10 protein-coding genes and 2 tRNA genes are annotated in these 11,948 nt (G+C 70.7%); 6 read left to right on the top strand and 6 right to left on the bottom strand.

Annotated elements, in window-relative coordinates; all coding sequences use genetic code 11:
• Positions 1-47: 47 nt before the first annotated feature.
• Entirely contained in the window at positions 48-632 is a 585-nt protein-coding gene (locus tag D471_RS0100840) for a TetR family transcriptional regulator (RefSeq protein ID WP_017596873.1), read from the bottom strand.
• A 137-nt stretch (positions 633-769) separates the two neighbouring features.
• On the opposite strand from D471_RS0100840, the gene hisN reads away from it, so the two are divergent.
• The 5 genes from hisN to D471_RS0100865 all read left to right on the top strand — a co-directional run bounded on the left by hisN (position 770) and on the right by D471_RS0100865 (position 5,397).
• A complete protein-coding gene (gene hisN, locus D471_RS0100845) occupies positions 770-1,570 on the top strand; it encodes a histidinol-phosphatase (protein WP_017596874.1) in 801 nt (266 codons plus the stop codon).
• Positions 1,571-1,664: 94 nt separating this feature from the next.
• Positions 1,665-2,240, top strand: a complete 576-nt coding sequence (locus tag D471_RS0100850) for a hypothetical protein (RefSeq protein ID WP_017596875.1) — start codon at positions 1,665-1,667, stop codon at positions 2,238-2,240.
• Between the two features lie 156 nt (positions 2,241-2,396).
• The gene (locus tag D471_RS0100855) at positions 2,397-3,641 is read left to right on the top strand and encodes an ABC transporter permease (protein ID WP_017596876.1); all 1,245 of its coding nucleotides are present in this window, start codon (positions 2,397-2,399) and stop codon (positions 3,639-3,641) included.
• A 10-nt stretch (positions 3,642-3,651) separates the two neighbouring features.
• Positions 3,652-4,677 (top strand): efflux RND transporter periplasmic adaptor subunit, encoded by a 1,026-nt coding sequence (locus D471_RS0100860; protein WP_017596877.1) that lies wholly within the window; start codon positions 3,652-3,654, stop codon positions 4,675-4,677.
• Positions 4,678-5,397, top strand: coding sequence for an ABC transporter ATP-binding protein (locus tag D471_RS0100865; RefSeq protein ID WP_017596878.1), 720 nt, complete (start codon positions 4,678-4,680; stop codon positions 5,395-5,397).
• Positions 5,398-5,673: 276 nt separating this feature from the next.
• Here D471_RS0100865 and D471_RS0100870 read toward each other — a convergent pair.
• The 3 genes from D471_RS0100870 to D471_RS0100880 all read right to left on the bottom strand — a co-directional run bounded on the left by D471_RS0100870 (position 5,674) and on the right by D471_RS0100880 (position 9,188).
• Positions 5,674-5,750: transfer RNA gene (locus D471_RS0100870), tRNA-Met, on the bottom strand.
• Between the two features lie 242 nt (positions 5,751-5,992).
• Positions 5,993-6,066: transfer RNA gene (locus D471_RS0100875), tRNA-Met, on the bottom strand.
• Between the two features lie 158 nt (positions 6,067-6,224).
• On the bottom strand, positions 6,225-9,188 hold the full coding sequence (locus D471_RS0100880) for a UPF0182 family membrane protein (protein ID WP_017596879.1): 2,964 nt from the start codon (positions 9,186-9,188) through the stop codon (positions 6,225-6,227).
• Between the two features lie 294 nt (positions 9,189-9,482).
• On the opposite strand from D471_RS0100880, the gene D471_RS32470 reads away from it, so the two are divergent.
• Entirely contained in the window at positions 9,483-10,022 is a 540-nt protein-coding gene (locus tag D471_RS32470; protein ID WP_241479540.1) for a PPA1309 family protein, read from the top strand.
• Positions 10,023-10,151: 129 nt separating this feature from the next.
• Here the strand turns inward: D471_RS32470 and D471_RS0100890 are convergent, their stop codons facing one another.
• Both D471_RS0100890 and D471_RS0100895 read right to left on the bottom strand, forming a co-directional pair.
• A complete protein-coding gene (locus D471_RS0100890) occupies positions 10,152-11,240 on the bottom strand; it encodes a YlbL family protein (protein ID WP_017596881.1) in 1,089 nt (362 codons plus the stop codon).
• Between the two features lie 62 nt (positions 11,241-11,302).
• A complete protein-coding gene (locus D471_RS0100895) occupies positions 11,303-11,740 on the bottom strand; it encodes a molybdenum cofactor biosynthesis protein MoaE (protein WP_017596882.1) in 438 nt (145 codons plus the stop codon).
• Positions 11,741-11,948 lie beyond the last annotated feature (208 nt).

Consider the following 11,948-nt stretch of genomic DNA (forward strand, 5'->3'; position numbering starts at 1 on the left):
CGCTCCCGCTCCGACAGCGGCTCCTCCCACACCGGAGGCACCCCCTCTCAGCGTCCGCGCGACAGCATCCCGTGCACGACGCGCTCGACCCGTTCCGCCGCCCGCTCCGGGTCGATCGGCTGCAACGCGTAGGAGACCGTCAGCCGCACCGCGACGTCCGCGACCGACTCCGCCAGCGGCGCGTCCACCCACGGGCAGCGCTCCCCCACCCGCCACGCGATCCGCTCCCCCAACACGTCCAGCAACGGTGCCGACCTCGTCGTGAGCACCGGCAGCAGCTCCCGGTCACCGGTCACCACCGCCCGCAGCAGCGGGTTGTCGCGCGCGTTGAGCAGTATCAGCCGCGTCGCCCGGCTCACCGCGTGCGCCGGGTCGTGCTCCTCGGTCTCCAGGAGCCGCACCACCGTGTCCAGCAGGGCGTTGACCTCGCGCACCACGATCGCCTGGAGCAGCCCCTCCTTGCTGCCGAACACGTTGTACAGGGTCTGCCTGGACACCTTCGCCGCCGACGCGATGTCGGCCATCCGCTGTCCCTGCCAGGCCCCGGCCACGATCTCGGCGTAGGCGGCGTCCATCAACCGCTCCCGCGCCGACGTCCCCTCGGCGTGCCTGCGTCCGCTCGCGGTCTCCATCCCCCCATCCTCCCACCGAACGGCCCTGGAACCCCGTCCCCCCGAATCTTCTGGAGTCCCTGATGTGACTAACACTCTGGTCACGCGGGGGTGCCCCCATCGCCATGAACGCCCCGGTCCCGGTAGCGTTACCGGCCATGGCGTCCTTTGACGATGATCTGCGGCTGGCCCACGTGCTCGCCGACGCTGCCGACGACCTCGCGCTCAAGCGGTTCCGCGCGCTCGATCTGGTGGTCGACACCAAACCGGACCTGACCCCGGTGACCGAGTCCGACCGTCTGGTCGAGGAGACCCTGCGTGGTGTGCTCTCGCGCGCACGCCCCCGCGACGCGGTCGTGGGCGAGGAATACGGCAAGACCGGCAACAGCAACCGTGTGTGGGTCATCGACCCCATCGACGGGACGAAGAACTACGTCCGTGGCGTCCCCGTCTGGGCGACCCTCGTCGCGCTCCTGGAGGGCGACCGGCCCGTCGTCGGCCTCGTGTCCGCCCCGGCCCTGCACCGCCGCTGGTGGGCCTCCAAGGGCGGCGGCACCTGGACGGGGCGCGGTCTGGCGAAGGCCACCCGCTGCCACGTGTCCAAGGTGTCAGAGCTCGCCGACGCCTCGTTCAGCTACTCCTCGCTCAGCGGTTGGGAGGAGCGCGGCCTGCTCGACTCCTTCCTCGGTCTGACCCGCTCGGTCTGGCGCACGCGCGCCTACGGGGACTTCTGGTCCCATGTGATGGTCGCCGAGGGTGTGGTGGACGTGGCGGCCGAGCCCGAGCTGTCGCTGTGGGACGCCGCGCCGCTGCCGATCATCCTGGAGGAGGCCGGCGGGCGCGCGACCAATCTGCGCGGTGAGGGCTTCGAGGACGGCGGTCCGCTGGTGTGCAGCAACGGCCTGCTCCACGACTCCGCGCTGACCTGGCTCAACGGCGGCCCCACACCCGTCCGGTAGCGGCCCCGGCCGCACCCGGGCGGGGCGGCCGTCCCGGCCAGCGTTCGTCACATTCCACACGCATCCCATAACCCCAGGTAGTAGCCTGCCGGATGTGCTGACCACGACACCCCTCCGGGCCGCGCTCCGCCGCGCCGCCGCCCTCCTCACCACCACCGCGGCCGCCACCTCCGCCGTCGCCTGCGGTGCCGGGCACGGGCACACCCCCGAGGAACTCGACGCGATGATCGCCGACCGCGTGCGCGACTCCGCCTCGTCCGAGCCCTCGGCCCTCCCCGACACCGTGTTCGACCCCGACACCTACATGTGCTCTCCGGCCGTCGACTCCCCCACCACGGACACCTGGCGGACCGAGACACCGCGTTCGGCCGTCTCCCCCGGCGCACCGGCCCGGTTGGGTGTGCTGGCCGGTGAGGACACCGAGGTCACCAGGGTGACCGTGGCCGTCCTCTCCCCGGACGGGTCCTCGTCCTCCGCCGACGTCGTCCTCTCCCCGGGGGCCTGGTCCCACGTCGACTACCCCGAGGACTTCACGGCCACCGCCACCACCGACGAACCCGACCCCGCCATCGGCTCCGAGGAGGGCCGCACCGACGGTGTCCATACCGTTATCTGGAGCGACGGCGACTCAGGGACCCCCCTGACCTGTGACGGCTTCTCCGTCGGCTGACCTCCCGGAGCGCGTCGGCCCCTCCCCGGCCACAAACCCGGTCCCGCCGTGAACCGAAATTCCTCTTCCCCTCGTTGGGTGTCGTGAAACCACCCGATTCACGCGGGCCCGGCCGCTCCTCTGCGGTGCCGGGCCCCACACACGGGAAGGGACCGAATGCTACGTTCCCTCACGGCCGGGATCGTGCTCGCCTTCGCCGGCTCCCGGGCCAACATCGCCCGGACCATCCTGTCCTGCGCCGGTGTCGTCGTCGGTATCGGCGCGCTGATCCTCGTGGTCATGGGCAGCGACTTCGGGCAGCGGTACGCCGTCGCCTACAGCGAGATCCAGGGCGGACTCCCCGCCACCCTGCAAGTCAGCGTCAGCGGTGAGATCAGCGACCGCGACGCCCTGGAGGAGGACCTGTACCGCGCGGGCGGCGAACAGGTCTCCCTCTACCAGACGCCGGGGGACCTCATCCGGATCCGTTCCGGCGACACGGCCGCGCCGGACGTGGAGTTCCGCGGCGTCGACGCCGAACTCGGCGACATCCGCCGCCTCGACATGGCCCAGGGCCGCTGGTTCTCCGAGGAGGACACCGAGTCGCTGGCCCCGGTCCTGGTGATCAACCAGTCCCTGGCCGACGTCCTGCCGGACCTGGCGCGGGTGCAGATCGGCCAGGACCGGTGGGTGGAGGCGCGCGTCGTCGGCGTCATCGCCGACTCCAACATGGACTTCAGCTGGCAGACCGCCTACCTGCTGCGCTCCCCCGCCAGCGAGGAGATACTCTTCTCGGCGCCGGAGTCCGAGGCCCCCGCGGAGGAGTTCGGGTTCCCCATGGGCGAGAACACCTACGTCGTCCGTGTGGACCCGGAGCACCCGGGCACGGCGGACTACGGCGGGGCGTTCGCGCAGACCCTGGCCTCCGCCGGTTGGCGCTGGGGGGTCACCGACCCCGAAGCCATCTGGAGCTACCGCGCGGACAGCGCCGACATGCTGGAGGAACCCCTGCGGTACATGACCTGGGGTCTCCTCGGCATCGCCTTCATCACCCTCGGCACCGGCCTGCTCGGCGTGCTCAACGTCGGTCTGGTCACCGTGCGCGAGCGCCGCCGCGAGCTGGCCACCTACCGCGCTCTGGGGGCCACCCGGTTCACGCTCTTCGTGGCCGTGGTGATGGAGGCCGTGGTCGTGTCGGTCGTGGCGGGGGCCATCGCCCTCGCCGGGTGCTGGGCGCTGGGGTCCCTGGCTTCGGTGGTCGTCACCGAGCTCGACCTCGTGCCGCCCGGCGTCGACGTGCGCGTTCCGGCCGACGGCGTGCTCCTCGGACTGGGCAGCGCCGCCGGTGTCGGACTGTTGGCCGGGATCATCCCCGCGGCCCGGGCGCTGCGTGCGTCCGTCGTCGCCGGACTCCGCGAGTAGGAGACTCACGATGAGCAAGAAGAAGTGGATCATCGCCGGCACCGGACTCGTGCTCCTCGCGGGGCTCGGCGGCGGTACCTACGTCATGCTGCCGCGGGTGCTCGGCGGGGGCGGCCCGGAAGTTCCCATGGAACAGGCCGCCCTGGAGACGAGCGCGCCGTTCACGGTGGAGCTGGGCTCGATCAGCTCGGTGATGGTGTTGGACGCCACCGTCCGGGCCGCACCCGGGGAGGACGTCACGGCGCGCAACGGCGGCACCGTCACCCGCGTCTGGGTGAGTGACGGGGCTCCGGTCGAGAACGGCGCGCCGATCGTGACCCTGTCCGCTCCGGACGCCGGGGCCGCCGGGGGCGAGGAGGGCGCCGAGGCCCCCGCCACCCGCGAGGTCACGCTCTACGCGCCCCGCGTGGGTGACGTGACGGGGCTCGGCGACCTGCGCGACGGTGACGTCGTCGAGCCGGGGGCGGTCCTGGCGACGGTCGCCCCGGACGAGTTCCAGGCCGTGGCGACCATTCCGTCGAACGACCTGTACCGCTTCGGCGGCGAGCCCCGCGACATCGAGCTGAGCATCGACCAGGGCCCCGCGCCCACCGCGTGCGAGTTCGTCTCCCTGGGCCCGGCCGAACAGGGGGGCGGAGGCAACGCCCCCGAGGACGGCGGGGGTGTCGAGGGCGGTGGCGGTGGCGGCACCGAACTGGTCTGCCGGGTCCCCGCCGACGTCGAGGCCTTCGAAGGTGTGACGGGGAAGCTGTCGGTCTCCGTGGAGGACGTCTCCAACGTCCTCGCCGTCCCCGTGACCGCCGTACGCGGCAACGCCGACGAGGGCGAGGTCATGGTCGTTGCCGAGGACGGCTCCCAGGAGATGCGCGAGGTCGCCCTGGGTGTGTCCGACGGCTCCATGGTGGAGGTCACCGAGGGCCTCAGCGTCGGTGAGCGGATCATGGACCCGGTTCCGCTCGACCCCCGCTTCGACGTTCCCGGCGGCGCCGACGAGGAGTTCTCCGAGGAGGACTACCTCATCATGGAGGGCGAGTAGATGGCGGTCGGCACACCCCTGCCGGGGGCCGCGCGGTCCCCGGACGACACCTCTCCCCTCCTCAGGGTGGAGGGTATGACCAGGCACTTCATGGTGTCGGGCACCCGGATCGACGTGCTGCACGACTGCACGTTCCAGGTGGCGCGTGGCGAGGTCGTGGCGATCGTCGGCCAGTCGGGGTCGGGGAAGTCCACCCTGCTCAACCTGCTCGGCCTGCTGGACCGGCCGAGCGGCGGCACGTACGTCTTCGACGACGTCGACACCACCCGCCTGGGCGAGGGGCGCCGGTCCCGCCTGCGCGGCGAGGGCATCGGCTTCGTCTTCCAGCAATTCCACTTGCTGGAGCGGCGCAGCGCACTGGCCAACGTGGGCGTGCCGATGGTGCTGGGCGGGGTACCCGTGCTCCGCCGCCGCACCCGTGCCCGCGAACTGCTGGAGTCCGTCGGCCTGGGGCATCGCCTCAGCTCGCAGCCGCACCAGCTCTCCGGCGGTGAGCAACAGCGTGTGGCGCTGGCGCGGGCGCTGAGCCGGGAACCCGCGCTCATCCTCGCGGACGAGCCCACGGGCGCCCTGGACGCCGCGAGCAGCCGCATGATCATGGACCAGCTGCTGGCCCAGGCCGAACTGCGCGGCGCGGCCGTAGTCGTGGTGACGCACGATCCCAAGGTCGCCGAGCGGGCCGGCCGCGTGGTGGAGCTCGTCGAGGGCCGCACGCGCTGACCCTCATCCCGTCCCACACGTCGGGCCGCCTTCTCAGGCGAAGAGCGCGGCCCGACGTGTGGGACGGCCGCGGACGGAAAACGTCCGCGGGTCCTTCCCGGTGCTCCTCGCCGTGAGACTCCACTCGGGTTTTCCCATAAAAGCGAGGGGCCGACGTGGAAGGAATCTTTGTCTCCGACCACTCCGGCCTTCACCGCGGGGCCGGGGATCATTCCTCGGAAGAAGCAAAAGACCGGCATGGAGGGAAACTTGGTTTCCGACCATGCCGGTCCTCATTGGTAGCGGGGACAGGATTTGAACCTGCGACCTCTGGGTTATGAGCCCAGCGAGCTACCGAACTGCTCCACCCCGCGTCGTTGATCCCTATTTTAGGGCCTTTCGCCCTGGGTGGCAAACCAGTTTTTCCTGAGAAGAACCGGATGGGATCCACCCCGGTCGGGCCGTTCGACCTGACCTTCGTCAATCGTACCAGGGCTCGCACCCCGCGACGACCGCCGCCAACTCCCACCCTCACGAAACGGATTCCGCGCCCCGCCGGAACGGGGAACCGGGTGAAAAGCACCGGACCCGGAATTTCTTCCGGGTCCGGTATCAGTAGCGGGGACAGGATTTGAACCTGCGACCTCTGGGTTATGAGCCCAGCGAGCTACCGAACTGCTCCACCCCGCGTCGTTGTGTTCTCAACAGTAGCGTGTCCGGGCCGTGAACCCAAATCGACGCCACGAGACGTGGAGCACGCCGCCCTCGGGGAGCGGCCCCACGCGAACGGGGCGGGGCCCGCGGGCCCCGCCCCGTCACCGGTCACCCGAAGCCGGAGACCGCGGCGGCTACTCGTTCAGCGCCTCCTCGATCGCCTCCAGGGCCTCCCGGAGGTCCTCGTTGGCCTGGTCCTGGTTCTCCTGCGCCTCCTCCCAGGCCTCGACGGCCTCGTTCAGCGCGTCGGTGAGCGCCTCGTTGCCGGAGGGCTCCTCGGCCGGCTCGTCCGCGTCGCCCTCGGCGGGCTCCTCGTCCTCGGCGGGCTCCTCCGGGTCGGGCAGCGGGGCCTCACCCTCGCCGAAGAGGTTGTTCAGCGCTTCCTGGAGGTTGCTGCCGATCGCGACGTCCTCACCGAAGCCAACCATCACCTGCTGGAGCAGCGGGAAGGAGGCCGCGCCGCCGCCACCGGCCTGGACGTAGAGCGGCTCGACGTACAGCAGGCCGTCGCCGAACGGCAGGGTCAGCAGGTTGCCCCGCGTCACCTCGGCGTTGGACTGCTCCAGCGGCAGCAGGACCTCGCGGACCGCCGCGTCGGAGTCGAAGGCGTTCTGCATCTGGCCGGGGCCGAAGTTGACCGTGCTGCGCGGCAGCTCCAGCAGTTGCAGCTGGCCGTAGTCCTCCGAGTTCGGGTCGCTGTTGACCGCCATGAACGCCGCGAGGTTCTCCCGGTTGCGCGGGACGAACGTCGTGGTCAGAGAGAAGCTGGCCTCGTCCGCCCCCGGGTAGTTGATGGTCTGCCGGTAGGGCGGCATCGGGTCGTCGTCCCCGGTGGTCGGATCCGCGGGGACCGTCCAGAAGTCCTGACCGCCGTAGAAGGCCTCGGCGTTGGTCACGTGGTACTCACGCATGATCTCGCGCTGCACCTTGAACAGGTCGTCCGGGTAGCGGACGTGGTCGAGCAGCTCCTCGCTCATCTCCGACCGGGGCGTCACGATGCCGGGGAAGGCGCTCATCCACGTCTGCAGGACCGGGTCCTCCTCGTCCCAGGCGTACAGCGTGACGGTGCCGTCGTAGGCGTCGACCGTCGCCTTGACCGAGTTGCGGATGTAGTTGACCTCGTTGCCGGGAAGGGCTCCGACCTGCTGTGCCGTGCCGTTCGTGAAGGTGTCGGTGACCGCCTGGTTGAAGTCGATCGGGTTGGCGTACGGGTAGCCGTTGGACGTGGTGTAGGCGTCCACGATCCACTGGACCCGGCCGTCCACCACCGCCGGGTAGGGGCTGCTGTCCACGGTCAGGAACGGGGCGACCCGCTCCACGCGCTCCAGCGGGTCGCGCTCGTAGATGATGCGCGAGTCGCTGGTGATGGCGCTGTTGAGCAGGATGTTCGGTTCCTGGTACTTGATCGCGTACAGGACCCGGTCGAAGAAGGTGCTCAGCTGGACGCCGCCGTCGCCCTCGTAACGGTTGTAGGCCTGGGATCCGCCGTCCTCGGCGCCCTCGTCACCGCCGTTCCCGTCGGCCTCGCCGCCGTCGGTCCCCTCCTGGGCGCCCTCCTCGGAGCCGCCCTCGGTGTCGGAGTCGGACGGGGCGCGGGCCTCGTCCGGCTCGGGGCTGGCGGTCGGCTCCTGGGCGTCCTCCAGCGTCGGGACGTCCTCGGTCTCCTCCTCGGGGTCGAGGGGGAAGTCGTACTCGCGCTCGGCCTGGACGATGACGTACTCCGCGCCCTCGCGGCCGTAGTAGATCCGCGGCTCGTACTCGCCGGTGACCTCGCTCAGCTCACCCCGGGGCGGGATGTTGTACTCCGTGAAGACCGGGCGGCCCTCGGGGTCGATCAGGTTGCCCGCGGCGGCGACCATGCCGTAGCCGTGCGTGTAGATCAGGTGCCGGTTGAGCCAGTTGTCCTGGTCGGAGGGTGGTCCCTCCAGCTCGCGGACGGCGACGATGGTGTCGATCAGGTTGCCCTCGGGGTCCGGGTACCGGTCGACCTCCAGCACGTCCGGGAACTCGTAGAAGCCGCGGACCTGCTGCATCTGCTGGAAGGTCTGCGAGATCACGGACGGGTCGGCCAGACGGACGCTCGGGATCGTGTCGGCCTCGGCCGCCAGCTCCTGCGGCGTCAGCTCTGTCGTGGCGTCGTAGTCCGTCACCTCGGCGTCGGCGATGCCGTAGGCCTCACGCGTGGACTGGATGTTGCGCTCGATGTACGGCTCTTCCAGGCGCTGCTCGTTCGGGCTGACCTGGAAGCGCTGGACGATCTCGGGGTAGGCGACGCCGACCAGCACCGCGGACAGGACCAGCAGACCGAGGCTGGCCATGGGGACCATGGTGTTCTTGAAGTAGATGTTGGCGAAGAAGAGCACGGCGCAGATGACGGAGATGACCGTGAGGATCATCAGGGCCGTCTTGACCGCGTTCACGTCCGTGTAGGACGCGCCGAAGGTGTACCCGCGGTCGGAGAAGACCAGGCCGTAGCGGTCCAGCCAGTACGACCCGGCGCGCAGCAGCACGAAGACGCCCAGGAGCACCGACAGGTGCACCCGGGCGGCGGGGGTGGCGCGCTGGCCGCTGTCGTTCTGGAGGCGCACGCCCCCGTACAGGTAGTGGACGATGACCGCGGCGATGAACGCCAGGATGACCGCCGCGTACACGTAGCCGAGCAGCGTCCGCAGGAACGGGTAGACGAACGCGAAGAACTGGATGTCGATGCCGAACTCGGGGTCGGCGACGCCGAAGTCGGTCGCGTGCACGAACTGGAGGTAGGACCGCCAGTCACCGCTGGCCGCGGCTCCGGCCAGGAGGGCGAGGGCGCCGACCGCGATCCAGAAGAACAGCTTGCGGTGCGGGTCGATCGACTGCCGGTAGCGGTCGAGTCCCTGCTGCTCCAGGCTCATGGGGCGTACGCCGGGCCGGGAGCGGTAGGCGAAGAAGATGCTGGCGCCGACGATGACGGCCATGACCAACGCGGAGACGGCGAACAGCAGTACGCGCGTCCACAGTTCGGTCAGGAACACCGTCGTGTACCCGACGGAGCTGAACCACTTGAAATCGGTCCAGAAGTTCGCGGCGAGCGCCAGGCCCGCGATGATGACGACCACGGTCGCCGCGACAGGCGCGAGCAACCTTGATCGGCGAGGCATACGCGCAGGTGGTGCGCCGGGCGATCGGAAGCTCACGCCTCCCCCTCGTTCTGGCTTGGTAGATGCGTTCGGTGCGCGTGTGGCGCCTTATTACTGAGAACTTATGCGGAGGCCGCCGGGTTCCCGAAATCCCCCTGATCGGGTGACGAGCGAGCATCGTTGGGGTATCGGACCGGCAACCGGCGCGCCCCTGGTGACCCTACTGTCCGGGATCGGGACCGGCGAGGCTCCCGCATCGGTCACCATGGAAGTGTGTCGAACATTCGCGAAGCCGTCATGGACCTGGAACGCCACGCCGCCGAGCAGGGGTGGGACCGACCGCTGGGCCTGTACGCCCTGGTGCCCACCGCCGACCTGTTGAAGGCGGAGCCCGCTCTGGCCGGTCTGCTGGGGATCGACTCCCCGGTCGACCCGGAGGAGCTGACTCCGGTCGAACAGGAGCCGCTCCCCGACGACGTCCCCCTGGAGGACGCGCTGGGCCGCATCCTGTGGCCGCAGGACGTGGCCGGGTGCGCCCTGGTCATGGAGCGCTTGGTGGTGAAGGGGTCGGACGAGACCCTGGCCATGGGCGAGGACCCGGTCGAGTCGGGCCGGGAGACCGAGGAGATCCGGATGGTCGCCGGAGTGCTGCGGGACGGGTCGCGCCACTGCGCGATGCGGATGCGCAGTCACGACAGCGAGGCCGAGGTGCTCAACGGGGCCGATCTCGTTCCGGCGCTGACCTCCGCGCTCGCGCTGACCCTGGACCTCGACGAGGACGGAGCCGCGGGCGGGCGGACCGGGAACGGCTGAGCCGTATTTTCTTTGGGCCCGCGCCCTGTTCGCTTTGGTCCTCCGCTCCGCTTCGGACCGTGTTCGGACGCTGGCAGGGAACCCGGACGGCAAACCCCCTGAGGTGACCGCCCCGGAAAGGAGGGGGATCTACTCCAGGCCCTCGCAGCGGGGCAGTTCGCCCTCTCCGGTCCGGATGGTCTCCAGGGCGGCCACCGCGTCGTCGAGCGTCTCCACCCGGGCCACCTCCAACTCCCCGTAGGCCGCCGAGTCAGCGACCTGGTCGCAGCTGTCGGCGGCCACGAGGAAGTACTCGGCGCCGTCGCGCTGGGCGCTGACCATCTTCTGCGGGATGCCGCTGATCCCACCGACCTGACCGTCGGCGCTGATGGTGCCCGATCCGGCCACGCGGGCGCCGCCGGTCAGGCTCTCCTCGCTGAGCCGGTCCATGATCCCGAGCGCGAACATCATCCCGGCGCTCGGCCCGCCGATGTCGCCGACGGAGATCTCCACGTCGATCGGGAAGTCCGTGTCGTCGGCGATGAGGATGCCGACGGCGGCCGTGCCGTCCTCGCCCTCCGTCGTGGTGATCTCGACCTCGACGGTCTCGCCGTCCCGGTCGAGCACCATCTCCACGACGTCACCGGGGTCGCGCGCGCTCACCGTGTCGACGACCGCCGCGCTGCCCACGGACCGCTCGCCGCCGCCCTCGCCCGTGTCGGTGGGGACGGGCTCGCCGTCGATCTCGACGATGACGTCGCCGGGCTCGACCAGTCCGTCGGCGGGCATGCCCTCGACGGCGTCGGCGACCACCGGGACCGCCTCGTAGGCGATGCCGAGCTGGCCCAGCGCGGCGGCGGTCGCGTCGGTCTGGGAGTCGTTCATCTGGACGGTCTGCCGCTCGCTGACCTCTTCGGGCGTGCGGTCGGCCGGGAAGAGCAGCTCCTCTGGCATGACCGCGTTGCTTGGCGAGAGCCAGGAGGTCAGGACCTCCAGTGTGCTGAGGCGCCGCTGGGGGCCGCCCGCGTACTGGATGGTGACCATGGAGAGCGCGCCGTCGTGCTCGTAGCTCTCGGCGCCCTCGATCCGAATCACCGGACCGTCCTCGAACTCGCCCACGGTGTTCACCGTGACGCCGGGGGTCGCCACGATGTAGGGCATGGGGAGGTAGAGGCCGCCGAGCGCCAGGCCCACGAGCAGGGCGAGGGCGACGACGAGGGTCAGGACACGACGAAGCATGCCCATACCTTACGGCCCGTGCGGGGACCGGGCGCGCGCCCGGTCCCCGCACGGCGAGCGCCCTACGGCGTACCGACCCACTCGTCCTGGCCGTCCTCGAAGGACTGGTGCTTCCAGATCGGCACCTGCGCCTTGAGGTCGTCGATCAGGCGGCGGCAGGCCTCGAAGGCCTCCTGCCGGTGCGCCGCGGCGGCGGCCACGACCACCGCCGCGTCCCCGATCTCCAGGTCGCCGACGCGGTGGACGGCCGCCAGCTTCACCACCGGACGCCCGGGGACGGTGGTGCTGGCGAGCACCTTCTCCATGACGGCGCGCAGCCGCTCCTCCACCGAGGGGTGCGCCGAGTAGGCCAGGCGGGCGACGTCGCGCCCGTGGTCGTGGTCCCGGACCGTGCCGATGAACACGGCGGTTCCCCCGGCGTGGGGATCCGACACGGCGGCGAGGACCTCGTCGACGGACAGGGGCGTGTCGCGTACGGCCGCGAGAGTGATTTCTTGCACGCCTCGACGGTACCAACCCTGACCTGCTCGGTCCCGATGCCGGGCCAAGCCCTGTGAGGTCCTCCATGCCGACGGGGACGGCCTCGTCGTCGGGTACGAATCCGGACACGCACCCGGTCCACGACGGTCGGCCCCTACCGTTCCCTCTGCCCGGTGGTCACCCCCGACCGCGGCGGCGCAGGTGGCGGATGGCGGCGGCGGTACCGAT

This window comes from Nocardiopsis lucentensis DSM 44048 (genome assembly GCF_000341125.1).
Classification (GTDB): Bacteria; Actinomycetota; Actinomycetes; order Streptosporangiales; family Streptosporangiaceae; genus Nocardiopsis; species Nocardiopsis lucentensis.